Raw genomic sequence first — 25,064 nt, 5'->3', positions numbered from 1 at the left:
CCGTCTGGCAAGTGCCAGCCACCTCCCCCTGGCGGGGGAGGATACAAAGGACTTACCGCGTCGTCTCGCCGGCAAAACTCAGTTCGAGGCGCTTCGAGTTCGCAGGTACGTTCAGCGTCGCGGAGTTGAAATCGATCGCGCCGCCCGGCGCCAGCGTCCGCTGCTGCGGGGTGATCGTCCAGCTATAGACCAGCCGGCCCTGCGCATCGCGGAGTTCGGCGCGGATGTCGGGTACGCGCTGGCGCTGGTTGGACGGGTTGGTGACCTGGCCGCTGACCGCGAACAGCTCGGAGCCGTTATCCAGCTCGCGCCGTTCGATCGGATTGTCGCGCAGGCGCAGCGGCGTCTCGTCGCTGCCGATCCCGAGACCGAGCTTTGCCGCGACGCCCGGCGCGCCAAGGTACACGATCGCGCCCGCTGCGATCAGCATCAGCAGCCCGGCGAGCACGGCCACGATCGTCCAGCGGCGCGTGGTATTGCGACGCGGGCGGAACGGCGGCTGCTCAGTGACCGGCGGAAACGTCGGCGCGGCATAAGTGGGCGCGGCATAAGTGGGCGCGGCATAAGTGGGCGCAATCATCGGCTCTGGCGTCGCCGGTGCGGCCGTTGCCGGCGCGAAGGGTACGAATCGTTCCGCCGGCTCTGCGATCGGTGTCCGCGGCAGTGGGGCCAGCGGCGGCGCGGCAGGCGCGAGTGGGGTCGGGTCGGGCAGGTCGAGCGCGCCCTCGACTACCGGCGCGGCGGCTTGAAACCAACTATGCCGGCAATTGGCGCAGCGCACGGTTCGTCCGTCGGTCCCGATCGCGCTGTCGGGCACCAGATAGCGGGTGCTGCACTCGGGACATTGGAGGATCATGGATACGCTTCACCAGCGGCCGCCGGAGCGCGACCGTTCTCGTGCCGAATAAGCACGCCGCCGACGGATGTGGCAAGCTTGAAGCGGCCCGCGCTTTCATGCGAAAGCGCCGATACGGGCATTGGCACGGGCATCAAGCGGGCGAAAGCGGGCGCAACCACGTCATGGCGAATATCGTCCAATTCGAGAATGTCGGGCTTCGTTACGGCACGGGTCCGGACGCTGGACCGGAGACGCTGTCGGACGTCAGCTTCACCTTGCGCAGCGGTGCGTTCTATTTTCTCACCGGTGCGAGTGGTGCCGGCAAGACCTCGCTGCTGAAGCTGCTGTACCTCGCGCAACGGCCGACGCGCGGCGTCATCCGGCTGTTCGGCGAAGATGCGGTGGTGCTGTCGCGCGACCGGCTGCCCGGATTTCGGCGGCGGATCGGCGTGGTGTTCCAGGATTTCCGGCTCGTGCCGCATCTGTCGACCTGCGATAATATCGCGCTGCCGTTGCGGGTGGCGGGCATGCCCGAGGCGGATATCGAGCAGCCGGTGCGTGAGATGCTCGCCTGGGTCGGGTTGACCGAGCGTGCCGATGCGCGGCCGGCGACGCTGTCGGGTGGGGAGCAACAGCGCGTCGCGATCGCGCGCGCGGTGATCGCGCGGCCAGAGATCCTGGTCGCGGACGAGCCAACCGGCAACGTCGATCCCGACATGGCCGAGCGGCTGCTGCACCTGTTCGAATCGCTCAACAAGCTGGGGACGACCGTCGTAGTCGCGACGCACGACTTCCATTTGCTGGGGCGGATACCGGGCGCGCAGATGATGCGGCTCGACCGCGGGCGGCTGCTCGATCCGACGGGGTCGCTCCGCTATCCGCCGACGCGGCCCGAATGATCGGTCGCGCCACCAAAGCGCGGTCTTCCGCCGAACGCCGTGTACTCGACGAAGCCGGCGGCCTGCGCGCGATGACGTGGGTGATGGCGATCATGCTGTTCCTGACGATGCTCGCCGCGGCACTTGGCCTCGCGACGGCGGGGGCGGCGCGGTTGCTCGATCGGCAGTTGGCGGGGCGGTTGACGGTGCAGATCGTCGATGGCGATCCGGTGCGCCGGGACGTCGCCGCCGCGCGCGTGCTTGCCGCCTTGCGCAGGATACCGGCGGTAGCGAAAGCGACGCCGGTCGATCGCGCCGAACTGACACGGTTGCTGCAACCCTGGCTTGGGTCCGACGGCGCCGATCCGCAATTGCCGGTGCCGGCGATGATCGACGTCGACCTCGCGGATCACGGCGAGGCGGCGGCCGCGCGGGTCGCGGCCACGGTGCGGCGGCTCGGCCCAACCATTCGCGTCGATCGGCATGAAAGCTGGATGTCGCCGGTCAACGATGTGATGCGCGCGCTGACCTTCCTCGCGCTGGCATTGGTTCTGTTGATGGCGAGCGCGACGGCTGCCGTCGTGGTGCTCGCCGCGCGCGCCGGGCTCGAGACGCACCGCGCGACGATCGCGGTGATGCACATGCTCGGCTCGACCGATCTTCAGGTCGCGCGGCTGTTCCAGCGGCGGATCGCGCTCGATGCGACGATCGGTGGCGTTGGCGGCGGTGTCGTCGCGCTGCTGGTGGTCGGGTTCATCGGCATCCGATTGCATGGATTGGGTTCCGAACTGCTCGGGGGCGTGACGCTCGGCGGGGCCGACTGGGTGCTCCTCGCGCTGCTCCCGGTCGCGTTCGTCGTCCTCGCCACGCTCGCCGCCCGCGTTACGATCGTCCGCGCGTTGAGGCATATCCTGTGATCGTGCGGTTCTTCGGCATCCTGGGTCTTGCCTGGGCATTCGGGTTCGCGGTGTTCATGCTGCTGCTGCCCAAGCCGCTCGACGGTTTCACGACGGATGCGATCGTCGTGCCGACCGGCGGGGCAGGGCGTATCGACCGCGGCATTGCGCTGCTCCGCGATCACCAGGCGAAGCGGATGCTCGTGACCGGCGTCGCGCCGGGAGTGCGGCCGATCGATCTCGCGCTGGAGTACCGGACGTCGCCTGATCTGTTCGCGTGCTGTATCGATCTTGGTGCCGACGCGGTCGATACGCGGTCGAACGCCGAGGAAACCGCGCAGTGGGTGCGGGTGCACAAATACCGGTCGGTGCGGCTGGTGACGTCGGATTGGCATGTCGCACGGGCGCGGATGGAGCTGTCGGCGGCGCTCGACAAGAATGTGGTGATCCTCGGCGACGGTGTGCCCGGTACGCCGAGGCTCGGGACCTTGGTCAACGAATACAACAAGTTGATCCTTCGCCGGATCGCGTTGTGGATTGGATTTGGCGGATGATTTGGTTGCGTAACTGGGCGTTCATGCTCGTTTTCTATACGATCTCGGTGCCGATCGTGGTGACCGTGCCGATCTCGGCGCTGTTCGGCTCGCGCGCGGTGATCGTGCATTCGACGATCTGGACGCGGTTCCATCGCTGGTGCGCGCGGGTAATTCTGGGCGTGCATATCCGCGTCGAGGGGACTCGCCCGACCGAGCAGGCTTTCTACGCCTGCAAGCACCAGGCGATGTTCGAGACGCTCGAATTGCAGGCGTTGTTGGACGGCCCGGCGATCGTGTTGAAGCGCGAGCTGGCCGACATTCCGGCCTGGGGTTGGGCGGCGCGTAAATACGGCGCGATCGTGGTCGACCGCGAGGCGTCGGCGAAGGCCATGCGCAACATGATGCGCGAAGCGAGCGCGGCCAAGGCGACGGGCCGCTCGATCCTGATCTTTCCCGAGGGGACGCGCGTCTTGCCCGGTGAGCATCCGCCGCTCAAGCCGGGGTTCGCAGGGCTGTATCGAGCGCTGAAGATGCCGACGGTGCCGATCGCGTGCGACAGCGGGCTGGTGTGGCCGAAGAAGGGGCCGAAGCTGCCGGGGGTGATCACGTTCCGGTTCGGCGAGGTGGTGCCGCCGGGCCTGCCGCGGGAGGAGGCTGAGCAGCGGGTCCATGCGGCGATGAACGCGCTGGATTAGGTCCGGGGAAGGTACCTCAACCGATTCACCACCCCGGCGGAGGCCGGGGCCCAGTTGGGCGACGTCGCTAATGTGCGTTGTGCGCTGTTACTTCGGCCTACCCAACTGGGCCCCGGCCTCCGCCGGGGAGGTGCGCTTCTAACTTCTAAACGGTACGGTGGCTCCAGCTCAGCCGTGCGTACGCCCGAAATCCTGGACGTCGTCGTCCTGCCCCTGCTCGACGATGCTCCGCCGGATCGCCCGAGTCCGCGTGAACAGGTCGAACAGCGCATCCCCATCGCCCCAGCGGATCGCGCGCTGGAGATGGCTCAGGTCCTCTGAGAAGCGCTGCAGCATCTCCAGCACCGCCTCGCGGTTGTTGAGGAAGATGTCGCGCCACATGGTCGGGTCGGACGCCGCGATCCGGGTGAAGTCGCGGAAGCCGCCGGCGGAATATTTGATGACCTCGGACTGGGTCACCTCCTCGAGATCGCCCGCGGTGCCAACGATCGTGTAGGCGATCAGATGCGGCAGATGGCTGGTGACGGCGAGGACACGGTCGTGGTGCTCGGGCGCCATCGTCTCGACCTGCGCGCCGAGCCGCCGCCAGAATTCGGAAACGCGCTCGACCGCGACCGGGTCGGCGCCCTCGGGGGGCGTGACGATGCACCAGCGGTGGCGGAACAGCGTTGCGAAACCGGCCTCGGGGCCGCTGCGCTCCGTGCCGGCGACCGGGTGGGCGGGGATGACGGTCGCGTTCGGCAGCGCTTCGGTGAGCGCGCGGACGATCTCGGCCTTGCAGCTGCCGACGTCGCTGACGATCGCATCGGCGGGAAGTTCGGCCGCGAACGCGCGCGCGACATCGCCCATGATGCCGACGGGGACGCACAGGATCACGAGGTCGGCGTCGATCACCGCGGCCCCCGCCGAGTCCGCAACGTCGTCGCAGAACTGCAGCCGGTCTGCCGTCTCGCGCACGCTGGCGTCGGCGTCGTAGCCGGTCACGCGGACCGTCGGCATCGTGTCCCGTACCGCGCGCGCCACCGACGAACCGATCAGTCCCAGCCCGATGATCGTGACGCGCGCGAACGGCAGCATCAGGCGGATTCGACTAGGTTGCGCAGCGCCGCGGTGACGCCGCGCGTTTCCTCCTCGGTGCCGATCGTGATGCGCAGCGCGTTCGGCAGGCCCTGGCCCGGCAGCCAGCGGACGATGTAGCCCGCCTCCATCAGCCCGTGATAGGCGGCGTCGGCGGTCAGCTTGCCCTCGAACAGCACGAGCACGAAGTTCGCCTTGGAGGGTACGCAACGAAGCCCGGCATTGCCCATCTGCCCGATCTGCTCGACGAACCAGCCGCGCCACGTGTCGTTGTGCGCGCGCGTCGCCTCGACGAAGCCGGTGTCGGCGATCGCCGCGACTGCGGCGGCCTGGCCCGCGGTGGTCACGTTGAACGGTGCGCGGATGCGGTGCATCGCGTCAATGATCGGCGCGCAGGCATAGCCCCAGCCGATCCGCTCGGCGGCAAGACCGTGGATCTTCGAGAAGGTCCGCGTGACGAGCACGTTCGCCTCGGTCATCGCCAGCGCGAGGCCCGCATCGTCCTCTTCCGGCGAGAGATATTCGGCATAGGCCTGGTCGAGCACGAGCAGCACCGACTTCGGCAGGCCGGCATGCAGCCGCGCGATTTCGGCGCGCGGCGTGAAGGTGCCGGTCGGATTGTTCGGGTTGGCGACGAACACGACTCGCGTGCGCTCGGTGACCGCGGCGAGGATCGCGTCGACGTCGGTGGCGTAGTCGCGGTCGTCGACGATGACGGGTTCTGCTCCTACCCGGCGCGTCGCGATCTCGTAGACCGCGAAGCCGTAGCGGACGTGGATGATCTCGTCGCCCGGGCCGGCGTAGGCGCCAGCGACCAGATGCAGGATCTCGTCCGAGCCGGTGCCGTAGATCACGCGTGCCGGATCGAGGTCGTAATGCGCCGCCAATGCCTCGCGCAGCGCGGTCGCGCCGGCGTCGGGGTAGCGTTCCAGCGTCCGGTCGGCGTCATCGAACGCGGCCTTCGCGGCGGGGCTGGTGCCGAGCGGGTTTTCGTTCGACGACAGTTTGATCACCGTGCGGCCATCGTCGGTCGTCGAGCGACCGGGCGTGTACGGCGCGATCCCCAGAATCCAGGGCTTCGGCGCGGGTGCGGGCATGATGTTTGTCATGGCCGCGGGACATAGCGGGCGCGGTGCCGCGGTGGCAAATATTTGTGCGTGGGTGGGATGGTGTTTGGCCAAGGTCGGCATCGAGTCCGCCCGCTTCCCCCCGTCATCTTGACGATAGTCAGGACCCAGAGCCACGGAAGTCACCGCTCGTTACCCTGGGTCCTGACTTTCGTCAGGATGACGGAGGAGGGGGGACGGATGACGGGACGGTTCGGCTAATCCTCCCCCGCAAGGGGGGGGTGGCGCGAAGCGACGTAGGGGGAGGGTGACGCAACAGCGGTTTTCCTTTCCTCCCCCTCCGTCTGGCAAGGGCCAGCCACCCCCCCTTTGCGGGGGAGGATCGAGGACGCAGCGCTGGCATGTTCGCGGGCGCTTATGGTAGCGCGCGGCATGCTCGACACGCCTGCCATCGACCCCAGCACCGGCCACGACACCGACCCGCGTTTCGGCCTCGCACGGCGCGTCACGTTGCCGGGGCCGCTGCGCCTCGATGGCGGCGTGCTGCTGTCGCCGGTCGATATCGCGTATGAGACCTACGGCACGCTCAACGCCGACGCGTCGAACGCGATCCTGATCTGCCACGCGCTGACCGGGGACCAGCATGTCGCGTCGAACCACCCCCGCACCGGCAAGCCCGGCTGGTGGACGCGCATGGTCGGCGAGGGCAAGCCGATCGACCCCGCGCGCCACTTCGTCGTCTGCGCGAACGTGCTCGGCAGCTGCATGGGCTCGTCGGGGCCGGCGACGATCAATCCGGCCACCGGGCGGCCCTGGGCGATGGGGTTTCCGGTCATCACGATCCGCGACATGGTGCGCGCGCAGGCGATGCTGCTCGATCATCTCGGCGTCGACGTGCTCCACGCGGTGGTCGGCGGATCGATGGGTGGGATGCAGGCGCTGAGCTGGCCCGCGACTTTCCCCGACCGGGTGAAGGCGTGCGTGGTGATCGCCTCGACCGCGCGGCACACCGCGCAGAACATCGCGTTCCACGAGGTCGGACGCCAGGCGGTGATGGCCGACCCGAACTGGCGCGGCGGCGAGTATCACGACGACGCAGCGCCGACCGCGGGGCTCGCGGTCGCGCGGATGGCGGCGCACATCACCTATCTGTCCGAAGCCGGGCTGACCGAGAAATTCGGGCGGCGGCTCCAGGCGCGCGACGCGAAATCGTTCGGGTTCGACGCCGATTTCCAGGTCGAGAGCTATCTGCGCCACCAGGGCCTCGCCTTCACCGACCGGTTCGATGCGAACTCGTACCTCTACATCACCCGGGCGATGGATTATTTCGATCTCGCCGAGGAGCATGGCGGGCTGCTCGCCAACGCGTTTCGAGCGACCAAATCGCGATTCTGCCTCGTCAGCTTCGACACCGACTGGCTGTACCCGACTGCCGAATCGCGGGCGATCGTCCAGGCGCTGAACGCAGCCGGTGCGCCGGTCAGCTTCGTCGAGCTGTCGAGCCCGTACGGCCACGACGCATTCCTGCTCGAGGCGCCCGATCTCAACCGGGTCGTCGACGGTTTCCTGAGGGCGGGGCGATGACGATTATCCTTTCGGACGACGCGAGCCGGTTGCAGGTCGATCGCATCCATGGCTGGCTGGCAAGCAGCTACTGGTCGCCGGGGATCGAACGCGATCTGGTCGAGCGCGCGATCGCCGGCTCGCATTGCCTCGGTGCGTATCAGGACGGCGCTCAAGTGGGGTTCGCGCGGATGATAACCGATCATGCGACGTTCGCGTGGCTTGCCGATGTCTGGGTCGAGGAGTCCGTGCGCGGGCAGGGCCTGGGGCGGCGGATGGTGGGCTGGTTCCTGGATCATCCATCGTTCGCCGGGCTGCGGCGGATCGGCCTCGTCACTGCCGACGCACACGGCGTATACGCCGACCTCGGCTTCCACCCGCTGGTCCGCGCCGATCGCTACATGGAACGGCTCGCCCCCGGCCTCGCCGAGCAATTACGGACCGCACCATGACCTTACGGACCGACCTCGCCGTCATCGCCGAGAACGTCGCGCAAGGCAGTCGCGTGCTCGATATCGGCTGTGGCGACGGTGCGCTGATGGCGGCACTCCGCGACACCCGCGACGTCGATGCGCGCGGACTGGAGATCGATGCGCACAACGTCGCTTCCGCGGTCGCGCGTGGGCTGTCGGTGATCCAGGGCGATGCGGATATCGACCTCGCGGGCTACCCCGACGGCAGCTTCGATTACGCGATCCTCAGCCAGACCTTGCAGACCGCGCGCGCGCCCGACCTCGTGCTCGATCACCTGCTCCGGATCGGTCGGCACGCGTTCGTCAGCTTCCCCAATTTCGCGCATTGGCGCGTCCGGCTGTCGCTACTGTGGGGTGGGCGGATGCCGGTGACGCGGCAATTGCCCGAGAGCTGGTACGATACGCCCAACATCCACCACGTCACGATCGACGATTTCCGCAGCTTCGTGAAGGCGCGCGGAATTATCGTCGAGGATGCGTGGTTCCTGTCGGGCGACAAGCGCACCGGCGCGGGCGCCGCCAACCTGTTTGCAGAGCACGCAGTATTCCTGCTGCGACGGTAACGGTCCGGCGATAAATGTGACACTATGTCGTCGAATACTGATTGAGATCAGTATCGCTACGGAACCTATCCTGTGACGACCGGTTAACACGCCGATGACCAAGACCGCCCTCATTGTCGAAGACGAGATTTTCGTCGCACTCGACCTCGAGAGAATCCTCATCGATGCCGGGTACGGCGTCGCGGGGATCGCGGCCGATCGCGAGAGCGCTATCGCGGCGGCGCCGGGATGCAGCTTCGCGTTCGTCGATATCAATCTGCGCGATGGTGCGACCGGGCCCGAGATCGCCAAGCGGATGTCGGACGAATACGGCGTCAAGGTCGTGTTCGTCACCGCCAATCCCGCGCAAATCGGCGATGCCGAGTGTCTCGGCTATATCCGCAAGCCGTTCAGCGACGCGGCGATCCTGGCAGCGGCTGCCCTCGCCTGCGACGAGAAGCCGGTCGCCCATGACGATGTCATCCGCATCGTCTAACGGCTGAACGCGGCTTTCGGGATGTCCAGCACGACGGTCAGACCCGAGGCGTTCCACTGCCGGTCGATATTGCCACCCAGCTGACGCACTGCGCTCATTTCGATGAGCTGCGTGCCGAACCCTGCCGGCGTCGCTGGTTCGGTAACGATCGGCCCACCTTCCTCGCGCCAAGTCAGTCTGACCATGCCGTCGTCCGAGGTCACGGTAATCCGTACGGTGCCCAGCTCGGTAGCGAGCCCGCCATATTTGGTCGCGTTGGTCGCCAGCTCGTGGAACAGCAGGGCGAGCGGCGTGGCGGAGCGATCGTCGATCGTCACGTCGTCGCCCGACACCGTGACGCGCATCGAATCGACGCGCTGATACGGCTCGAACAGCTCGTGCAACAGGCCGCGCAGGCTGTTCTGCGCCGCCGACGGACGTGAATTGGCGCTGTGGGGCCGGACGAAGTCATGGGCGCGGCCCAGCGCGGTAATGCGGTGGCGCAGGTCGGTCGCGATGCCGGCGAATTCGGGTTTGCCACGTGCGGCGAACGCGATCAGCCCGGCGATCACCGCGAAGATGTTCTTGATGCGGTGGCTCAGCTCCTGGCTGATGACCTCGCGCTCTTCATAGGCGAGCTTTTGTTCGTGGATGTCGGTGCACGTCCCGAACCAGCGCTGGATCGCACCGCTTTCGTCGCGCACCGGCAGCGCGCGGCCGAGTACCCAGCGGTACGTGCCGTCGAAATGCCGCAGCCGGTATTCGATATTATACGGCTCGCCCGTTTCCAGCGAGTGCCGCCAGACCGACCAGGCGCGATCCTGGTCTTCGGGATGGAACATGTCGTTCCAGCCTTCGCCGTCGGTCGTCCCCGGCGGCGTCCCCGTGAATTCGTACCAGCGTGCATTGAAATAATCGTGAAAGCCGTCGGGCAGTGTCGACCACACCATTTGCGGCATGGTGTCGGCTAGCGTGCGGAACTTCAGGTCGCTTGCCTCGAGAACGCGGCGTGCCTTGGCCTCGGCAAAGGCCTGCTCGCGGGCCGTGCGACGATCGTCGAGCCGTCCCATCGCCGTCTTGGCGAGCAACGTCAGGCCATCTCGCTGGAACCGCGTCAGCCCCTCGCGCGGGTCGGGCGCCAAAACGCACAGTGCACCAAGCGGCACGCCTTCGCTGGAGACCAGCGGCGCGCCCGCGTAGAACCGTACATACGGCTCGCCGGTCACCAGGGGGTTGTCGACGAAGCGCGGATCGTTCCGCGCATCCGGCACTTCCATCACCTCGTAATGGTGCATCGCATGTGCGCAGAACGACATGCTGCGCGGCGTCTGCTCCAGATCGGTACCGCTACGCGCGAGAAACCGTTGATATTCCTCCTCGACCAGGCTCAGCAACGCGATCGGCGCGTCGCAAAGCTCGGCCGCGAACGACACGATGTCGTCGAGCTGACCCTTCGCGCGCGCGCCCGCGACGTCGTAGGCCGAGATCACGCGTGAGCGCTCGGCCTCGTCGAACGAAGGTGCAGGAATTGAATGCAGCGTCGGCACGGAGCTTAGAACGGCACGTCGTCGTCGAGATCGTCCGAGAACCCGCCGGTCTGACCGAAGCCGCCGCCACGTGCCCCGCCGCCGCTACCGCCGCCCGAGGATGCGCTACCGCCACGGCCGCCGCCGCCGCCGCCGTAACCGCCGCCACCACCCGACGAACCACCGCCGAAGTCGTTGCCGCCGCCACCGCCGGCCCAGTCGTCGCCACCGCCGCGGCTACCACCGCCGCCGCCTGCACCACCGCCTGCGCCACCGTTCGGGCCGTCGAGCATCGTCAATACGCTGTTGAAGCCCTGCAACACGATTTCGGTCGAGTACTTGTCCTGGCCCTGCGCGTCCTGCCACTTTCGGGTCTGGAGCGCGCCCTCGATATAGACCTTCGAGCCCTTGCGCAGATACTTCTCGGCAACGTTCGCCAGACCTTCGTTGAAGATCGCGACCGAATGCCATTCGGTCTTTTCCTTGCGCTCGCCCGACATCTTGTCCTTCCAGGACTCCGACGTCGCGATGCGCAAATTGACGACCTTGCCGCCGTTCTGGAACGCCTTGCTCTCCGGGTCGCGACCCAGATTGCCGACGATGATGACCTTGTTGACGCTGCCTGCCATGATGCCCCTCAGAGGCCGGCGAACACCGCCAGCCAGTATGTAATGCCAGCCATGATGTAGGCGGCGGCGAACAAATAGCCAACCATGAAGGCGGGCCATTTCCACCCATTGGTCTCGCGACGGGTGACGGCGATGGTCGAAATGCACTGCGGCGCGAACACGAACCACATCAGGAACGCGAGTGCGGTCGGCAGGCTCCAGCGGCCGCGCAGGTTCTCGACCATCGCCTTGCCGCCCTGATTGCTGTCGGGATCGTCGATCGCATAGACCGTGCCGATCGCTGCGACCGCGACTTCGCGCGCGGCCATCGCCGGGATCAGCGCGAGGACGATGTCGCGGTTGAAGCCGATCGGTGCGAACACCGGCGCGATCCCGTTGGCGATCCGCCCGGCGACCGAATAATCGACCGCCGAGATCTTCGGTGCACCGGCGGGCTGCTCGGGTGGCTTGGGGAAGCTCAGCATCACCCACAGGATCACGGTCGAGACCAGGATGATGCCACCGGCGCGCTTCAGGAAGATCTGCGCGCGGCTCCACAGGCCGATGCCGACGTCGCGCCACTGCGGCCACTGGTATTTCGGCATCTCCATCATGAAGCCCGACGACACGCCCTTGGTCACCGTCCGGCGCAGCACCAGCGCCGCGACGAACGCGCCAACGATGCCCATCACGTACAGCCCGAGCATCACCAGACCCTGCAGCCCGACGAACGGCAGCACCTGCGTGTTCGGGATGAACGCGCCGATTATCAGCGTATAGACCGGCAGGCGCGCGGAGCACGTCATCAGCGGCGCGATCAGGATCGTCGTCAGCCGGTCCTTCTCGTCGTCGATCGTCCGCGTCGCCATGATGCCCGGGATCGCGCAGGCGAAGCTCGACAGCAAAGGGATGAACGCGCGGCCGGACAGCCCGACGCTCGCCATCACGCGGTCCATCAGGAACGCCGCGCGGACCATGTAGCCGCTCGCTTCGAGGACGAGGATGAAGAGGAACAGGATCAGGATCTGCGGCAGAAACACGATCACCGCACCGACGCCTTTGATCACGCCATCGACCAACAGCGAGCGGAGCAGCGAATCGGGCATTTCGGCGGTGAGGAACGCCTGGAGCGCGGTGAAGCCCGCGTCGATCGCGTCCATGAACGGCTGGGCCCAGCTGAACACCGCCTGGAACATCAGGAACATGATCGCCAGCAGCAGGATCGGCCCCGCGACGGGGTGCAGCGCGACCGCGTCGAGCATGTGCGTCCAGCGACGAACGGTCGTCTCGGATACGGTCGCCGCGGTGGCGATCGTACGGGCGCGACGCTGGAGCGTGACGATGTCGTCCTGGACGCTGCCGTCGGATTTGCGCAGCCGCATGGGACCATTGATGACGATGCCGGACAGGGCGGCCTTGAGTTCGTCGAGGCCGCGCTTGCGCACCGCGACGGTCGGGATCACCGGCACGCCGAGTTCGCGTTCGAGCACCTTGGGGTCGAGCTTCAGCCCGTCGCGCTCGGCGAGATCGACCATGTTGAGCGCGACCACGACCGGCAGCCCGAGGGCGATCAACTGGAGCGTGAAGCGCAGGTGGTTGTCGAGATTGGCGGCATCGACGACGACGACCAGCGCATCGGGCAGGCGCTCGCCATCCTGTGTGCCGGTGACGACGTCGCGCGTGACACGCTCATCGGGTGAAGATGGCTCGAGGCTGTACGCACCGGGCAGGTCGACCAGTTCGACCGGTCGCCCGTCGTCGAGCATCAGCCGCCCGACTTTCCGCTCGACCGTGACGCCCGGATAATTGCCGACCTTCTGGCGCGCACCCGTAAGCGCGTTGAACAGCGCGCTCTTGCCGGCATTGGGATTGCCGACCAGCGCAACCAGCGGTGCTACGTTCATTCTAAAGGATTATTCGGCCGCGGCAGGCATCGGCGAAACGTGGATGGCGCCGGCGACTGCGCGCCGCAGCGCGACGGTCATGCGGCCAATCCGGCAGGCGATCGGGCCCTGGCCCAGCGTCGCGCGGTGCAGGACCTCGACGTCGACGCCCTCGTCGAAGCCCAGCTCGCGCAATCGCCGCGCTTCTGGCCCCGCGAGCCGCGCCCACTCGATTGCCGCAACAATGGCGTGCTGCTTGCGCGGCAAGGTTTCGAGGCTGACGGAACGATCGGGGCGAGTGTCCATGATGCGACTGATTATCAGTAACTCACCGGCAAGGGAAGCCTAAAGCCGATCCAACTGACGCCAACGCATCGTTATCCTGACGAAAGTCAGGACCCAGAACCAAACAGGACGGCGTTCGTGGCTCTGGGTCCTGGGTCGAGCCCAGGATGACAAATCCTGATGGTCGTCCTGGCTCAAACCTTCAGGCTGTCGGATAGCGCAGGCGACCGACGAATCGCGACAGGCTGAAGCCGTGCTCGGTCCGCTTGAGAAAACCGGCCTTGGCCTTCTCGAACTGCATGATGCCGCTGATCCGCCGACCGAGGAATGCGCGCGTTTCGGCGAGCCCTTCGCTCTCGTCGTCGAGAAACACGGTGATCGTCGACGCGTACACGCCGAGCAGGATGGTTCGCTTGGTATAGTAATTATAATCCGTCGAGACGTCGCCGGCTGCGCGCCAGATCGTATCGACCGTCCGCCAGCCGAGTCGCGTCGCCTTTGCCAGATTCTGCGGGAGCGCGAGGATCGCCACCGCGCGGCGCAGCGATTCGCGATCGATCGACGTCGCATCGAGTCGCGCCTCGACCAATGCGGTGATCTTCTCGCGGATCTTCATCAGCGCGAGCCGCTCGGGCGGCACTGCGGCGAGCATCACGCCGTCGATATGCGCGAACCACGCGTTGATCATGTCGACCGGGCCGTCCTTGAACGCCAGCGCGGCCACGTCGGTGTCGATTCCCTCGGCCTGCGCGGCCATGTCGCGCGCGGCGTCGCTCCAGCCGTCGAACGCCGCGTTGGAAGCAATGCCGGGCGCCAGCAGGGCGCGGATTTCGTCGAGCGTAAGGTCCTGGGTCATACCGTCTCCTGCCGTCCAAAATCAGGCGTATCAAGCGCGTCTTCAAGAGGTAACGCTTCGGGGCCGGGTCCTTGGCGGACGAGCACCAGCGCGACCGCGACCATCACGACGCCGACCAGATCCGCCGTGCCGAGTCGCTCGCCGTACACCAGCCAGCCAACCAGGCCTGCTACCACCGGCTGGATCAGCAGCGCGATCCCGATCACCAGCGGCGTGAAGCGGCCGAGCGCGTAGATCATCAGCCCTTGCCCGAGCACCTGGCTGCACAGAGCGAGCCCGATCAGCGGACCCCAATGCGTCGGCAGCACGCGCTCGCCCATCGCCAGCGCGAACACGAGCAGCGGCACGATGCCGGCGAGCGTCGACAGCGTCAGCGCGGATATCGGGGCGAGCGTCGCCCGGGCGCGCGCCATCAGGATGAAATACACGGTGTAGAGCAGCCCCGCGAGCAGGCAGAACAGATCGCCCGCCAGGTTCTTCGCATCGAGCTGATACGACCGCCCGAGCAGCAACGCGCCGCCCGCCGCCGCCAACGCCAGTGCGAACCCTTGCGTCCGCGTCGGCCAGCTTCGCACGATCAGGAAGCCGTAGATCGGGAAGATCAGCGTCGCGACGTTGCCGAACAGCGTCGCATTGGCGAGCGTCGTGCGCAGGATCCCGAGATGCCAGGTGCCGAGGTCGGCCGCGAAGCACACCCCGCCCGCGAGCAGCCCGGCCCACAGCTTCCACCCGAGCCGCCTCGGCCGCGCGCCCTGCTGGACCGCCAGCACCACGAGGAACGGCACCGCCAGCGTGAGCCGCCAGAACCCGGCCGCGACCGGCCCGACCTCGGTCGCGCGCACGAACCACGGCCCGAACGCGAGCGCCACGTTCGCCACCACCAACGCCGCGAACGCGATCAGGCCCGGCGCAGCGACATTGTTCGCCTCCGCTGTCGAACCGCGCGGCGTATCGGGCACGCTAGATAATGTTTGCGGGGCGGGGCGATGCATGCCGCCCTGTAGCCTCCTATCTTCCGCCCGTCAGGCCAATAAGGAGCTTCCATGCCTAGCCTTTTCGATTCCATTACCCTTGGCGCCATCGCCGCGCCGAACCGCATCCTCATGGCGCCGCTTACGCGTGGGCGTGCCGACAAGGATGCCGTTCCGACCGACATGATGGTCGAGTATTATACGCAGCGGGCGAGCGCCGGCCTGATCATCTCGGAGGCCACCGGCATCAGCCGCGAAGGCCTTGGCTGGCCGTTCGCGCCGGGTCTGTGGACCGATGCGCAGGTCGCCGCCTGGAAGCCCGTCACCGACTCGGTCCACGCCGCTGGCGGCCGGATCGTCGCGCAGCTGTGGCACATGGGGCGCCAGGTCCATTCGTCGGTGATCGGCGGCCAGCCGGTCTCGTCGTCGGCAACCGCGACCGAGGGCCAGGCACACACGTTCGAGGGCAAGCAGGACTTCGAGGTCGCGCGTCCGCTTGAACTGAACGAGATCCCGCGCCTGCTGAAAGATTATGAGCTGGCGACGAAGAACGCGCTGGCGGCCGGCTTCGACGGCGTGCAGATCCATGCGGCGAATGGCTATCTGATCGACCAGTTCCTGCGCGATAACGCCAATCTGCGTACTGACGAGTACGGTGGCTCGATCGAGAACCGCGTCCGCCTGCTCCGCGAAGTCGCCGAGCGCGTGATCTCGGTCGCGGGTGCAGATCGCGTCAGCGTCCGCCTGTCGCCCAACGGCGATTCGCAGGGTGTCGACGACAGCAACCCCGAGCCGCTGTTCACCGCCGCCGCGAAGGTATTGTCCGATCTCGGCATCGCGTTCCTCGAACTGCGCGAGCCCGGCCCCGACGGCACGTTCGGCAAGACCGACGTGCCGAAGCTCAGCCCGGCGATTCGGAAAGTGTTCAAGGGCGTGCTGATCGTCAACTCGGACTACACAACCGTCGAGGAAGCGCAGGCCGAGCTCGATTCGGGCAATGCCGACGCGATCACCTTCGGGCGCACGTTCATCGCGAACCCGGACCTGCCCGAGCGCCTGCGCACCGGCGCACCGCTCGCGAAGGACGACGCGAAGACGTGGTACAGCCAGGGCCCCGAGGGCTATATCGACTATCCCGCGCTCGAGACTGCGAACGCGTAACCCGGCGGCTCCAAGTCGCGGCCTTGCCTCGACTGCTGAACGTCCGTCACCTTGCTCCGTCAGCCCACCCCAAAACCGTCACCCCAGCGAAAGCTGGGGTATCCCTCGTGGCTCGCGACGTTCGCCCCACGGTGAGATCCCAGCGTTCGCTGGGATGACGGCGGGGGGGCGGATGGTCGGGTGACGACTTGGACCCCCTAGTCACCGGTGACGTCATCGCCTAGCAGCGCGCCTCCGCGTCGTAGGGCGCACCGGTGACGACAGGACATGCAATGAGCGACGGCTGGCCGAGCGGGGGCAGGGGAACAGGGCCGCTCATGCCCGGTACCGCCGAACGTGCCGCAAAGCGGGCGGAGGAGCGCGCCAACGGCCGCGAGCAGCGCGCGAGGGAGCGACTTGCCGCATCGGAGCAGCGATCCGAATCGCGCGCCGCCCAGCGTGACCTTCAGTCCCAGGAGCGCGAACGCGTCCGCGAAAGCCGGCGGGTCGAGGAGGATCAGCGGATCAAGGCGCGGCTCGATGCGCCGCCGACCAACGACGTCGAAGCACTGAAGATTTCCAAGCGTCGCCGCTCGGGCGCGCTCGCGCGCAGCGGCGCGGAATCGAAGACCGACCGCGACACGCGCAGCTACAAGACGATCGTCGATACCGCGCGCATCCGCACGCTCGCGGATCGCGGCGCGTCCTTGTCGGGGCTCGCCGGCGCGTTCGGCATCACGGTCGAAGAGGTCGAGGCGGCGTTGCTCGAAACCGCACCGCAGGACTGAAAGTCCGTCAGGCGGCGTGGCCGTCGCCCGCAAGCCACTGCCTTGCCTCGTCGATGTCGAGGAACGTCCGGCAGTTCTCGGCCTTCAGATAGCGTTCGGTCTGGAGTTTTGCCAAATGCGACGCGACCACCGCCGCGATCGGTGCGGACGTCACCTTGAGCGCCTTGGGCATCATCGCTTCGAGCGCGTCGACCACCTTCAATGGCTGGATCGCCGCCTTGCGCAGGTCGGCTAGCACCACGAACCGCCCATGATACAGCCGCGCCGCAGTACCGCGCGCGAGCAATTCCGCCGAGAAGGCCGCGGTCGTCGCGATCGACCAGAACCCCTCGGTGAGGATCGTCAGGGTTTTGGTGGGAACGTCGAAACTGATCGTATACATGCCGTCCGCTAGCACCGGCATGTTAACGACGTGCTATCAATCGGTCCCGGGCAAGTCGACGTGCAGGCGGCGAAAGCGCGCCTCGACCAGACTATATGCGCCGAACAGCGCAAGCCCGATCCCGGTCATCGCGAGCAGCCATTTGCCGCCCGGTTGCGATTGCAGCATCTGCAGGGCATCGGCAACGCCGCCCGCATCGCTCGCATGCGCCGTCCACGCCGCGAGCCCGAACAGTCCGGAGACGATCAGGAACACCAGCGCACGGGCACCATAGCCGACCCTGCCCATCGTGCAGACATAGCCAGGGGCGGGGGCGTCACCGCGGAGGTCATGGATGAAGTCGCCGCGCCACGCCTTCTGCGCTTGCTGGAACGCGGCAACCAGCACGCCGACGGCAACCGCGCCGACCAGAACGCGTCCGGCCGGCTGGTCAAGCAACAGCGCGGTCCAGTCACGTGCGCTTTCGTCGCCAGGCGAAACCGATGCATCGCGCGATCCGATTTTCATCGCGAGCTTGGCGGCGGTCCAGGCAAGGATCAGGTGCGCGATGCCGCTGACCAGGTGGCCGATGCGCTTGAGGCTGCCCTTGATGTCGCTGCCGATCCCCTCGGGATTGGCCGCGGCCTCGGTCAGCCGCCAGACCGCGTAGCCGAGCAGACCCGCTGCGACGATCGCCAGCAGCAAGGGGCCGAGCGGTCCGTCCGCCATCGACCCGATCGCGCCCTGGTTGTCGGCAATCTTGCCGCCGTGCAGCGCTGCGTCGACGGCGAACCAGCCGACCAGGATATACACCACTCCCCGCGCGGCAAAGCCGAGTTTGGCGAGCAACGTCGCATTCGCATCCGAAATCATGATCGCCCCTTTGTTACGGAGGCACAACGGCGCGGCGCGCGGGACGTTCCTGTTGAGGGCAGCGGGGGATGCGGTTGTCGGCGGCTATCTAGGATTTGCTTCCGCGCGAACGCGGGGATCCAGACTGGGCTCCTGCCGTCGCGGGAGAACAAGGACGGCCCCGGCGCCGCACGACTTCACGATTCTCCCCTGGCGGGGGAGGATCGCAGGCGCGGCGTTCGCGAAGAGAATTATGAGGGACAACGCTGAGTGCCACGCTCCCCCTTCGCCAGGGGAAGGATGACGTTGAGGTTATTCCGGAGGTTTGTCGGGTGCGGGGCTCTCTAGCTTTGCACCATCCAGCGTCCTGTCCACCCGAGCCTTCACCGCCGCTTCCGCCGCCTTTTCGACTCCAGTCCTCCCGAACACCCGCCGGTTCTGGTCCGCCCGCACCGCCGCCTCGGCCCTCGCCCGCTGCTTCCGCGCGAGCCGCAGGTTGATCACCTCACCCACGCGCGCATGTCACGCGAGGAAGCGGTCCTTCAGCGCCAGCATCGCCAGCGCCGCTTTGGCTGCGCCGCCGCCCTTGTCGCCCTCGGTCGGACGCGCACGCGTGAGTGCCTGCGCTTCGTTCTCGGTGGTCAGGATGCCGTTGCCGATCGCAAGGCCGTCCATCGTCAGCTGCATGATCCCGCGCGCGCTTTCGCCCGCGACGATCTCGAAGTGATAGGTCTCGCCGCGGATCACGACACCCAATGCGACATACGCGTCGAACGTCTCGCTCTCGGCCGCCAGCGCGATCGCACCGGGGACTTCGAGCGCGCCCGGCACGGTGATCGTCTCGTGCGTGTGCCCGGCGGCTTCGATCGCCGCCTTCGCGCCTTCGACGAGGAGGTCGTTGAGGTGATCGTAGAACCGCGCTTCGACGATGAGGAGATGGGCCATCAGTTGCTCTTTTCGATATCCAGGGAGGCAATCCGCCGTTCACCGACGATCGACAGGCCGTAGCCGTCGAGCCCGACCAGCGTGTGGTGCGTGTTGGTGATCAGCACCATGTCGTGGACGCCGAGCTCGGTCAGGATCATCGCACCGACGCCGTAATCGCGCAGTTCCTCCATGTCCGGGGTGATCTCCGCGCCCGCCTTCTTCATCACCGCGGAGGTGAAGGTGTTGCTGCGGGGGCGGTTGATGACGACGATCACGCCTGCGCCCTCGTCGGCGATCATCTGCATCGAGCGCGCGAGAATCCGGCCACGATCGCCCGATTCGCCGAAGATGTCCGCGAACGGCGACAGCGCGTGCATGCGGACGAGCGTCGGCGTGTTGGGATCGATCCTGCCCTTGACCAAAGCGACCTGCTCGGTGCCGGTCGCCTTGTTCCAGAACGTCAGCGCGGTCCAGTCGCCACCCCATTCGGAGGTGAACTTTGCTTCGGCGCGCTTCTCGACGAGGTGGTCGTAGCGGCGGCGATAGGCGATCAGGTCGCGGATCGTGCCGATCTTGACGTTGTGGAACTGCGCGAAGGTGACGAGGTCGTCCATCCGCGCCATCGTGCCGTCCTCGTTCATGATCTCGCAGATCACGCCCGAGGGGTTGAGCCCGGCAAGCCGCGCGACGTCGACCGCCGCCTCGGTATGGCCGGCGCGGATCAGCACGCCGCCATCGCGCGCGACCAGCGGGAAGACGTGGCCGGGGGTGACGATGTCGGCCTTGCCCTTGGTCGCATCGACCGCGACCGCGATGGTCCGCGCGCGATCCGCGGCGGAGATGCCGGTCGTCACGCCTTCGAGCGCCTCGATCGAGACGGTGAACGCGGTTTCGTGCCGGGTGCCGTTGTTGCGGCTCATCAGTTCGAGCCCGAGTTCCTCGGTACGGTCGCGGGTCAGCGCGAGGCAGATCAGGCCGCGGCCGTATTTGGCCATGAAGTTGATCTTCTCAGGCGTCGCCATCTGCGCGGGGATAACGAGGTCGCCCTCGTTCTCGCGATCCTCGTCGTCGACCAGGATGAACATCCGGCCGTTACGCGCCTCGTCGATGATCTCTTCCGGCGACGACAGATAGCCGTGCTTCAAGCGCCCCAGTTCGGCGGTACATTCAGCTGGCTTTGACACGGTAATGTTCCATGCGTTGGAGATAGCGGGCGAGGACGTCGATCTCGATGTTGACCGACTGTTCCACGTGGATCGTACCGAGCGTGGTGACGCTCCAGGTATGCGGGATGATGTTGAGGCCGAACTCGACCTCTCCATCGATGTCCTGAACGGTGTTCACGGTGAGCGAGACGCCGTCGACCGTCACCGAGCCCTTGGGCGCGATGAACGGGGCTATGTCGGCGCCGGCCCGGATCGTGACGCGGTGCGAGCCGCCTTCCTCTGCGAGCGCGACTACAGTGCCGAGGCCGTCGACATGGCCCGTTACGATATGGCCGCCGAGCTCGTCGCCGAGCTTCATCGCGCGTTCGAGGTTGAATTTCCGGCCCTCGGTCCACTGGTCCTTGGCGGTGCGGCTGATCGTCTCGCCGGAGACGTCGACCGCGAACCAGTTCGGGCCTTTATCCACGACGGTCAGGCAGACGCCCGAGCACGAGATCGACGCGCCGAGATCGACGGTGGTGGTATCATAGGCGGTCGCAATGACGACGCGCGTGTCGCCTGGCGACTCCACGCGCGTAACGGTGCCTATGTCGGTGACGATTCCGGTGAACATTATGCCTCGTTTCGTTCGCGCTCGTAGACCTCGAGCCGGTCGCTGCCAAGTTGCCGCGCATCGACGATCGCCCAGCGACCATGCGCCGCGGTCAGGTCGGTGAGGCCGATGTCGCGGAGTGCGTGCCTCCCGCCGCCGATCAGGATCGGTGCATGGTAGAGGAGGATACGGTCGACCAAGTCCGCGGATAGGAACGCCGACGCTACGGCCGCGCCGCCTTCGACGAGGATGTGGTCGATGTTGGGGAGGGTGGCGACGGCTTGTGGAGAGGTGATGACAGTCCAATCGCCACTTTCACCAGACGCGCGACTTTTTTCGCCACCCGCTCCAATTCCGTCACCCCAGCGAAAGCTGGGGTCTCCCCATGAGGCTCCGTCGTGGCCGGCAACGGGGATATTCCAGCTTTCGCTGGAATGACGGGGAGAGGGGGAGGGGGTAGCGGTGAGCGTGGTCGACAGGAGTACGCGCTTCGGCGCGCGACCTTCCAGACCCGGCAACCGAACGTCGAGTCGCGGTGCGTCCGCCTCATACGTCCCACGTCCGACGAGGATCGCTTCATGCCGACTCCGCTCGAGATGCGCATGGGCGCGGGCCTCCGGGCCGGTGATCCATCGGCTCGATCCGTCCGCCATCGCGATGCAGCCGTCGAGCGAGGTGGCCAGCTTCAAGGTGACATGGGGGCGGCCGAGTGCCTGCCGCGTCAGGAACCCCGCCATCGAACGACGGGCCTCGTCCGAGCGAATGCCGCGCGTGACGATGATGTCTGCTGCCTGAAGCCGCGCGAACCCCTGGCCGGCCGTTCGAGCGTCGGGATCCTCAAGCGCCGCGACGACGCGCGCCACACCCGACTCGATCAGAAGGTCGCTGCAGGCTGGCCCGCGTGGCGATCGATGCGCGCAGGGCTCGAGCGTGACGTAAGCCGTGGCCCCCTGTGCTTTCGCACCGGCCTCGGCCAACGCCATCGCTTCGGCATGCGGACGGCCGCCCGCTTGCGTCCAGCCGCGTCCAACGACGCGGCCATCGCGGACGATCACGCAGCCGACATTGGGGTTGGGCGCCGTCCTGCCGCGACTTCGCTCAGCCAGTGCCAGTGCAGTTCCCATCCAGCGCAGGCCGGTCAGATTCCCATCGCCTTCAGCTTGTCATCCAATCGCTTGAATGCGGCGCGCTGTGCGTCTTCGCGGGCCTTCTGCTCGGCGAGCGCCTTGGCCTTGATCGGCGCGTCGATCTTCTGCTGCGCGATGATCTGCGCATCGGTGCGATCCGCGGGCCATTGCTCGACATAGATGATCTTCGGGCGGTATTCCTGCTCGACGTACGAATCCTTCATGAACGCGTAGATCAGGAAGCTGGTGACGCCGAGCGCGGCCACGAGAAAAATGAGTTCGTACGGCCGGCGCTGGCTGAGGAAGAGCCGCAGGTCGCGATAGGCGACGATCGGCGTGAAACGACTGAAAAAGCCCATGCGCGCCAAGATAGGGGGACGGAGCCGGCTAGGCCAGCCCCGCACTCCTCAAGCTTTAGTTCTGGAGGACAAAGGTCAGCGCCATCGATCGCCATGCCTCGATCGGAACGCCGTCGCGCGTTGCCGGCTTGAACCGCCACTTCGCCAACGCCCGATCCAGCGTCGCGCGGTAGAAGGCGTTGGTGGTCGCGCTGACCCGCTCGACCTGTTTCACGCGGCCGTCGGTACCGACGAGTACGCGCACGACGACGCGGCCCTCGCGCTCGGCGCGGCGCTCCTCGGACGGATAGCTCGGTTGGAAGTCGGCGGCGTAGCGTGGGTCGATGCCCGGCTGTACGAACACGGGTGCCGTTTTCGGCGGATCGACTGCGACGGTGCCGGTGCCTTCGATCCCGATGGGCGGCGTGTAGGGGAGCGGATCGGGGGCAGCCGTCAAGCCTTCGGTTTGCGGTATCTGCACTATTTTGATCGGCGCATCGGGACGCGGGGCGGGGCGCGGTTGCTGGCGGATCAGCGGGTCTGTAGGTGGCACCGGTTCGGGCGGCGGCGGCGGGGCGTACGGCACATAGGTCACGAGCGGCGTGTCGGGCACGAACGGCAGCATGTTAGGCGCCGCAAAGAACAAGGCTCCGATCACCGCGCAGTTGATAACCAGCGCGACGCCGAGGCTCCCGGGATTGAATCCGCCCGTCCGGTTTGGTCGATCCGCGTACATTTTCCGTCTCCCCTGCTTCTCCTCGAGGATGGCGGCAAGATAGGTACCGCCGGTTGGGATGGTACATCATTACATTTTGGGAGCAAGGGTGTTTGAGGGCGGGGGAGTATGTGTGATGTCCCCAACTCCTCCCGGTCGGGAAGTACTCGATGTCGAGGAGCGATTTGGGGCGCGCCGGTAGCTGTTTGGCGGCCGCGCGGGACGCATCAAAGTAACCACCCCGGCGAAGGCCGGGGCCCAATTGGAAAGGTCGTAGTAACAAAGGGCAGTACTTGGTTGGCCACGTTCCCCAATTGGGCCCCGGCCTTCGCCGGGGTGGTGTTTGGGGTGGGGGGGTACTTCTATCGATCGCCGCGCAGAAATAGCCCGGTTGCGATTGGAACGACCGTCAGCCGCCATTCCTTGTTCTCCCGCGAAGGCGGGAGCCCAGTCTGGGCTCCCGCCTTCGCGGGAGAACAAGCTATTTACGGGGCGAACTTCATTGGGGTCGATAGATCAGCGCGCCGCGAGTCGCTCCAGCGCCCGCTCGCGCCCGATCAGCGGCAGCAACGCCGCCATGTCCGGCCCATGATCGCGGCCCGTCAACGCGCGCCGCAACGGCAGGAACAGAGCCTTACCCTTGCGCCCCGTCTCCGCCTTTAACCGCGCGGTCAGCGCATGCCAGGGATCTTCCGACCAATCGATCTCACCCGCCGCCGTCAGCGCCTGATCGAGATACTCCGCCTCCAAATCGCGCTCGACCGCGATCGGTCCCTCGATCACGCCCCACCAATCCGCCGCACCGGCCAGCGTCACTAGGTTCGGCCGCACCGCCTCCCAGGCCGCCACATCCATGCCCTCGGGCAACCGCCCGGCCACCGTCTCATACGGCAGCGCGTGTAAAATCCGCGCGTTCAGCGCCGCCAGTTCAGCCTCGTCGAACCGCGCCGGCGCCCGCCCGAACCGTGCGAAGTCGAACCCCGCGATCAGCGGCGCGGCGTCGGCGATCGGCTCGACCGGGTCGCTCGTCCCGATCCGCGCCAGCAGCGCGCGCACCGCCTGCGGCTCGATCCCGACCTCGCGGAAATGATCGACACCGAGCGACCCGAGCCGCTTCGACAGCTTGCCCTCCGCGCCTGTCAGCAACGCCTCGTGCGCAAACCGCGGCGGCGCGACGCCGAGCGCATCGAACATCTGCAACTGGAGCGCGGTGTTCGATACGTGATCCTCGCCGCGAACCACATGCGTCACGCCCATATCGGCATCGTCGATCGCCGAGGGCAGCATATACAGCCACGACCCGTCCGCGCGCCGGATGACCGGATCGCTCATCGTCTTCGCCTCGAAATGCGCCGCGCCACGGATCAAATCGTCCCAGGCGATCGCCGAGTCGTGATCGAGCTTGAACCGCCAATGCGGCTGCACCCCATCCGCTTCCAGCTTAGCGCGGGCTGCGTCATCGAGCGCCAGCGCGGCGCGATCATAAATCGGCGGCAACCCACGCCCCGCCTGGATCTTCCGCTTCAGGTCGAGTTCCTGCGTCGTCTCGTATGCCGGATACACATGACCGCTGGCGACCAGCGCCGCGAACCGCGCCTCGTACAGCGCGAACCGCGCCGATTGCCGCTCCTCCGCATCGGGCGTCATCCCGAGCCAGTCGAGATCGGCGCGGATCGCGTCGACGAAGCGCTCTTCGCTGCGTTCGGGATCGGTATCGTCGATCCGCAGCACGAACTTGCCGCCGTTGGCCCGCGCGAACATCCAGTTGTGGAGCGCGGTGCGGATGTTGCCGACGTGCAGGCGGCCGGTGGGCGAGGGGGCGAAACGGGTGATTACGGTCATGCCGCCCTGTACGAAGGCGAGCGCCGACGGGCAAACCCTTCCACCAT

The 25,064-nt window shown here is 66.9% G+C and carries 29 protein-coding genes; 10 read left to right on the top strand and 19 right to left on the bottom strand.

Annotated features, from left to right (window positions below; all coding sequences use genetic code 11):
* Positions 1-52: 52 nt before the first annotated feature.
* A complete protein-coding gene (locus SPHN_RS13650; protein WP_248524172.1) occupies positions 53-856 on the bottom strand; it encodes an MJ0042-type zinc finger domain-containing protein in 804 nt (267 codons plus the stop codon).
* Between the two features lie 164 nt (positions 857-1,020).
* On the opposite strand from SPHN_RS13650, the gene ftsE reads away from it, so the two are divergent.
* From ftsE to SPHN_RS13630, 4 genes are read left to right on the top strand one after another with little or no spacing between them, the layout of a single operon-like run.
* The gene (gene ftsE / locus SPHN_RS13645; protein ID WP_248524170.1) at positions 1,021-1,737 is read left to right on the top strand and encodes a cell division ATP-binding protein FtsE; all 717 of its coding nucleotides are present in this window, start codon (positions 1,021-1,023) and stop codon (positions 1,735-1,737) included.
* The gene (locus tag SPHN_RS13640) at positions 1,734-2,633 is read left to right on the top strand and encodes a permease (protein WP_248524168.1); all 900 of its coding nucleotides are present in this window, start codon (positions 1,734-1,736) and stop codon (positions 2,631-2,633) included. The genes ftsE and SPHN_RS13640 overlap by 4 nt, the downstream gene beginning before the upstream one ends.
* Positions 2,630-3,166: a YdcF family protein gene (locus tag SPHN_RS13635; protein WP_432715097.1), complete on the top strand. Its 537-nt coding sequence runs from the start codon at positions 2,630-2,632 to the stop codon at positions 3,164-3,166. Before SPHN_RS13640 ends, SPHN_RS13635 begins: the two co-directional genes overlap by 4 nt.
* Complete coding sequence (locus SPHN_RS13630; protein WP_248524166.1) at positions 3,163-3,843, top strand: lysophospholipid acyltransferase family protein; 681 nt, start codon at positions 3,163-3,165, stop codon at positions 3,841-3,843. The genes SPHN_RS13635 and SPHN_RS13630 overlap by 4 nt, the downstream gene beginning before the upstream one ends.
* A gap of 168 nt (positions 3,844-4,011) precedes the next feature.
* On the opposite strand, the gene SPHN_RS13625 is transcribed toward SPHN_RS13630, so the two are convergent.
* On the bottom strand, positions 4,012-4,920 hold the full coding sequence (locus tag SPHN_RS13625) for a prephenate/arogenate dehydrogenase family protein (RefSeq protein ID WP_248524164.1): 909 nt from the start codon (positions 4,918-4,920) through the stop codon (positions 4,012-4,014).
* Positions 4,920-6,017: a histidinol-phosphate transaminase gene (gene hisC / locus SPHN_RS13620; RefSeq protein ID WP_432715100.1), complete on the bottom strand. Its 1,098-nt coding sequence runs from the start codon at positions 6,015-6,017 to the stop codon at positions 4,920-4,922. Before hisC ends, SPHN_RS13625 begins: the two co-directional genes overlap by 1 nt.
* A 402-nt stretch (positions 6,018-6,419) precedes the next feature.
* On the opposite strand from hisC, the gene metX reads away from it, so the two are divergent.
* The 4 genes from metX (at position 6,420) to SPHN_RS13600 (ending at position 9,061) form a co-directional block, all read left to right on the top strand.
* Positions 6,420-7,571, top strand: a complete 1,152-nt coding sequence (gene metX, locus SPHN_RS13615) for a homoserine O-acetyltransferase MetX (RefSeq protein WP_248524160.1) — start codon at positions 6,420-6,422, stop codon at positions 7,569-7,571.
* The gene (locus SPHN_RS13610) at positions 7,568-8,002 is read left to right on the top strand and encodes a GNAT family N-acetyltransferase (protein ID WP_248524158.1); all 435 of its coding nucleotides are present in this window, start codon (positions 7,568-7,570) and stop codon (positions 8,000-8,002) included. Before metX ends, SPHN_RS13610 begins: the two co-directional genes overlap by 4 nt.
* A complete protein-coding gene (gene metW / locus SPHN_RS13605) occupies positions 7,999-8,586 on the top strand; it encodes a methionine biosynthesis protein MetW (RefSeq protein WP_248524156.1) in 588 nt (195 codons plus the stop codon). The genes SPHN_RS13610 and metW overlap by 4 nt, the downstream gene beginning before the upstream one ends.
* 94 nt (positions 8,587-8,680) lie before the next feature.
* Positions 8,681-9,061 (top strand): response regulator, encoded by a 381-nt coding sequence (locus SPHN_RS13600; protein ID WP_248524154.1) that lies wholly within the window; start codon positions 8,681-8,683, stop codon positions 9,059-9,061.
* On the opposite strand, the gene SPHN_RS13595 is transcribed toward SPHN_RS13600, so the two are convergent.
* The 6 genes from SPHN_RS13595 to SPHN_RS13570 all read right to left on the bottom strand — a co-directional run bounded on the left by SPHN_RS13595 (position 9,058) and on the right by SPHN_RS13570 (position 15,190).
* The gene (locus SPHN_RS13595) at positions 9,058-10,530 is read right to left on the bottom strand and encodes a sensor histidine kinase (RefSeq protein WP_432715096.1); all 1,473 of its coding nucleotides are present in this window, start codon (positions 10,528-10,530) and stop codon (positions 9,058-9,060) included. The genes SPHN_RS13600 and SPHN_RS13595 overlap by 4 nt on opposite strands.
* Positions 10,531-10,592: 62 nt before the next feature.
* The gene (gene ssb / locus SPHN_RS13590) at positions 10,593-11,195 is read right to left on the bottom strand and encodes a single-stranded DNA-binding protein (protein WP_282580578.1); all 603 of its coding nucleotides are present in this window, start codon (positions 11,193-11,195) and stop codon (positions 10,593-10,595) included.
* A gap of 8 nt (positions 11,196-11,203) precedes the next feature.
* Entirely contained in the window at positions 11,204-13,078 is a 1,875-nt protein-coding gene (gene feoB, locus SPHN_RS13585) for a ferrous iron transporter B (protein WP_248524153.1), read from the bottom strand.
* 9 nt (positions 13,079-13,087) lie between these two features.
* Complete coding sequence (locus tag SPHN_RS13580) at positions 13,088-13,363, bottom strand: FeoA family protein (RefSeq protein WP_060526089.1); 276 nt, start codon at positions 13,361-13,363, stop codon at positions 13,088-13,090.
* A gap of 181 nt (positions 13,364-13,544) precedes the next feature.
* A complete protein-coding gene (locus SPHN_RS13575) occupies positions 13,545-14,198 on the bottom strand; it encodes a COQ9 family protein (RefSeq protein ID WP_248524151.1) in 654 nt (217 codons plus the stop codon).
* Complete coding sequence (locus SPHN_RS13570; protein ID WP_282580577.1) at positions 14,195-15,190, bottom strand: DMT family transporter; 996 nt, start codon at positions 15,188-15,190, stop codon at positions 14,195-14,197. Before SPHN_RS13570 ends, SPHN_RS13575 begins: the two co-directional genes overlap by 4 nt.
* A gap of 51 nt (positions 15,191-15,241) precedes the next feature.
* Here SPHN_RS13570 and SPHN_RS13565 point away from each other — a divergent pair, with 51 nt between their 5' ends.
* The gene (locus SPHN_RS13565) at positions 15,242-16,330 is read left to right on the top strand and encodes an alkene reductase (RefSeq protein WP_248524146.1); all 1,089 of its coding nucleotides are present in this window, start codon (positions 15,242-15,244) and stop codon (positions 16,328-16,330) included.
* Positions 16,331-16,602: 272 nt separating this feature from the next.
* Positions 16,603-17,097 (top strand): hypothetical protein, encoded by a 495-nt coding sequence (locus SPHN_RS13560; protein WP_248524144.1) that lies wholly within the window; start codon positions 16,603-16,605, stop codon positions 17,095-17,097.
* A 7-nt stretch (positions 17,098-17,104) separates the two neighbouring features.
* Here the strand turns inward: SPHN_RS13560 and SPHN_RS13555 are convergent, their stop codons facing one another.
* The 10 genes from SPHN_RS13555 to gltX all read right to left on the bottom strand — a co-directional run bounded on the left by SPHN_RS13555 (position 17,105) and on the right by gltX (position 25,017).
* Positions 17,105-17,500: a hypothetical protein gene (locus tag SPHN_RS13555; protein ID WP_248524142.1), complete on the bottom strand. Its 396-nt coding sequence runs from the start codon at positions 17,498-17,500 to the stop codon at positions 17,105-17,107.
* 15 nt (positions 17,501-17,515) lie between these two features.
* Positions 17,516-18,331: a DUF1206 domain-containing protein gene (locus SPHN_RS13550; RefSeq protein ID WP_248524140.1), complete on the bottom strand. Its 816-nt coding sequence runs from the start codon at positions 18,329-18,331 to the stop codon at positions 17,516-17,518.
* Between the two features lie 291 nt (positions 18,332-18,622).
* Positions 18,623-18,814 (bottom strand): DUF4169 family protein, encoded by a 192-nt coding sequence (locus SPHN_RS13545; protein WP_349238508.1) that lies wholly within the window; start codon positions 18,812-18,814, stop codon positions 18,623-18,625.
* Between the two features lie 18 nt (positions 18,815-18,832).
* Positions 18,833-19,255: a 6,7-dimethyl-8-ribityllumazine synthase gene (ribH, locus tag SPHN_RS13540; protein ID WP_248524136.1), complete on the bottom strand. Its 423-nt coding sequence runs from the start codon at positions 19,253-19,255 to the stop codon at positions 18,833-18,835.
* Positions 19,255-20,421: a 3,4-dihydroxy-2-butanone-4-phosphate synthase gene (gene ribB / locus SPHN_RS13535; RefSeq protein WP_248524133.1), complete on the bottom strand. Its 1,167-nt coding sequence runs from the start codon at positions 20,419-20,421 to the stop codon at positions 19,255-19,257. The genes ribH and ribB overlap by 1 nt, the downstream gene beginning before the upstream one ends.
* Positions 20,405-21,016, bottom strand: coding sequence for a riboflavin synthase (locus SPHN_RS13530; RefSeq protein ID WP_248524132.1), 612 nt, complete (start codon positions 21,014-21,016; stop codon positions 20,405-20,407). Before SPHN_RS13530 ends, ribB begins: the two co-directional genes overlap by 17 nt.
* The gene (ribD, locus tag SPHN_RS13525; protein ID WP_248524130.1) at positions 21,016-22,119 is read right to left on the bottom strand and encodes a bifunctional diaminohydroxyphosphoribosylaminopyrimidine deaminase/5-amino-6-(5-phosphoribosylamino)uracil reductase RibD; all 1,104 of its coding nucleotides are present in this window, start codon (positions 22,117-22,119) and stop codon (positions 21,016-21,018) included. The genes SPHN_RS13530 and ribD overlap by 1 nt, the downstream gene beginning before the upstream one ends.
* Before the next feature lie 14 nt (positions 22,120-22,133).
* Entirely contained in the window at positions 22,134-22,481 is a 348-nt protein-coding gene (locus tag SPHN_RS13520) for a hypothetical protein (protein ID WP_248524128.1), read from the bottom strand.
* Between the two features lie 55 nt (positions 22,482-22,536).
* Entirely contained in the window at positions 22,537-23,196 is a 660-nt protein-coding gene (locus SPHN_RS13515) for a TonB family protein (RefSeq protein ID WP_248524126.1), read from the bottom strand.
* A gap of 495 nt (positions 23,197-23,691) precedes the next feature.
* A complete protein-coding gene (gltX, locus tag SPHN_RS13510) occupies positions 23,692-25,017 on the bottom strand; it encodes a glutamate--tRNA ligase (protein ID WP_248524124.1) in 1,326 nt (441 codons plus the stop codon).
* Positions 25,018-25,064: the final 47 nt, after the last annotated feature.

The sequence above is a fragment of the Sphingomonas faeni genome, assembly GCF_023195535.1.
GTDB classification, from domain to species: Bacteria; Pseudomonadota; Alphaproteobacteria; order Sphingomonadales; family Sphingomonadaceae; genus Sphingomonas; species Sphingomonas faeni_B.
This window is presented reverse-complemented; position numbering and strand designations above follow the sequence as displayed.

What these genes read in the sequence shown, in the direction of transcription:
- SPHN_RS13570 (WP_282580577.1), bottom strand. Translation starts at nt 15,190, where the DNA reads ATGCATCGCCCCGCCCCGCAAACATTATCTAGCGTGCCCGATACGCCG.
- hisC (WP_432715100.1), bottom strand. Translation starts at nt 6,017, where the DNA reads ATGCCCGCACCCGCGCCGAAGCCCTGGATTCTGGGGATCGCGCCGTAC.
- SPHN_RS13550 (WP_248524140.1), bottom strand. Translation starts at nt 18,331, where the DNA reads ATGATTTCGGATGCGAATGCGACGTTGCTCGCCAAACTCGGCTTTGCC.
- SPHN_RS13640 (WP_248524168.1), top strand. Translation starts at nt 1,734, where the DNA reads ATGATCGGTCGCGCCACCAAAGCGCGGTCTTCCGCCGAACGCCGTGTA.
- ribH (WP_248524136.1), bottom strand. Translation starts at nt 19,255, where the DNA reads ATGGCCCATCTCCTCATCGTCGAAGCGCGGTTCTACGATCACCTCAAC.
- metX (WP_248524160.1), top strand. Translation starts at nt 6,420, where the DNA reads ATGCTCGACACGCCTGCCATCGACCCCAGCACCGGCCACGACACCGAC.
- ftsE (WP_248524170.1), top strand. Translation starts at nt 1,021, where the DNA reads ATGGCGAATATCGTCCAATTCGAGAATGTCGGGCTTCGTTACGGCACG.
- SPHN_RS13575 (WP_248524151.1), bottom strand. Translation starts at nt 14,198, where the DNA reads ATGACCCAGGACCTTACGCTCGACGAAATCCGCGCCCTGCTGGCGCCC.
- metW (WP_248524156.1), top strand. Translation starts at nt 7,999, where the DNA reads ATGACCTTACGGACCGACCTCGCCGTCATCGCCGAGAACGTCGCGCAA.
- SPHN_RS13530 (WP_248524132.1), bottom strand. Translation starts at nt 21,016, where the DNA reads ATGTTCACCGGAATCGTCACCGACATAGGCACCGTTACGCGCGTGGAG.
- ribD (WP_248524130.1), bottom strand. Translation starts at nt 22,119, where the DNA reads ATGGGAACTGCACTGGCACTGGCTGAGCGAAGTCGCGGCAGGACGGCG.
- SPHN_RS13630 (WP_248524166.1), top strand. Translation starts at nt 3,163, where the DNA reads ATGATTTGGTTGCGTAACTGGGCGTTCATGCTCGTTTTCTATACGATC.
- SPHN_RS13580 (WP_060526089.1), bottom strand. Translation starts at nt 13,363, where the DNA reads ATGGACACTCGCCCCGATCGTTCCGTCAGCCTCGAAACCTTGCCGCGC.
- gltX (WP_248524124.1), bottom strand. Translation starts at nt 25,017, where the DNA reads ATGACCGTAATCACCCGTTTCGCCCCCTCGCCCACCGGCCGCCTGCAC.
- SPHN_RS13625 (WP_248524164.1), bottom strand. Translation starts at nt 4,920, where the DNA reads ATGCTGCCGTTCGCGCGCGTCACGATCATCGGGCTGGGACTGATCGGT.
- ssb (WP_282580578.1), bottom strand. Translation starts at nt 11,195, where the DNA reads ATGGCAGGCAGCGTCAACAAGGTCATCATCGTCGGCAATCTGGGTCGC.
- SPHN_RS13560 (WP_248524144.1), top strand. Translation starts at nt 16,603, where the DNA reads ATGAGCGACGGCTGGCCGAGCGGGGGCAGGGGAACAGGGCCGCTCATG.
- SPHN_RS13565 (WP_248524146.1), top strand. Translation starts at nt 15,242, where the DNA reads ATGCCTAGCCTTTTCGATTCCATTACCCTTGGCGCCATCGCCGCGCCG.
- feoB (WP_248524153.1), bottom strand. Translation starts at nt 13,078, where the DNA reads ATGAACGTAGCACCGCTGGTTGCGCTGGTCGGCAATCCCAATGCCGGC.
- SPHN_RS13555 (WP_248524142.1), bottom strand. Translation starts at nt 17,500, where the DNA reads ATGCCGGTGCTAGCGGACGGCATGTATACGATCAGTTTCGACGTTCCC.
- SPHN_RS13600 (WP_248524154.1), top strand. Translation starts at nt 8,681, where the DNA reads ATGACCAAGACCGCCCTCATTGTCGAAGACGAGATTTTCGTCGCACTC.
- SPHN_RS13610 (WP_248524158.1), top strand. Translation starts at nt 7,568, where the DNA reads ATGACGATTATCCTTTCGGACGACGCGAGCCGGTTGCAGGTCGATCGC.
- SPHN_RS13650 (WP_248524172.1), bottom strand. Translation starts at nt 856, where the DNA reads ATGATCCTCCAATGTCCCGAGTGCAGCACCCGCTATCTGGTGCCCGAC.
- SPHN_RS13515 (WP_248524126.1), bottom strand. Translation starts at nt 23,196, where the DNA reads ATGTACGCGGATCGACCAAACCGGACGGGCGGATTCAATCCCGGGAGC.
- SPHN_RS13520 (WP_248524128.1), bottom strand. Translation starts at nt 22,481, where the DNA reads ATGGGCTTTTTCAGTCGTTTCACGCCGATCGTCGCCTATCGCGACCTG.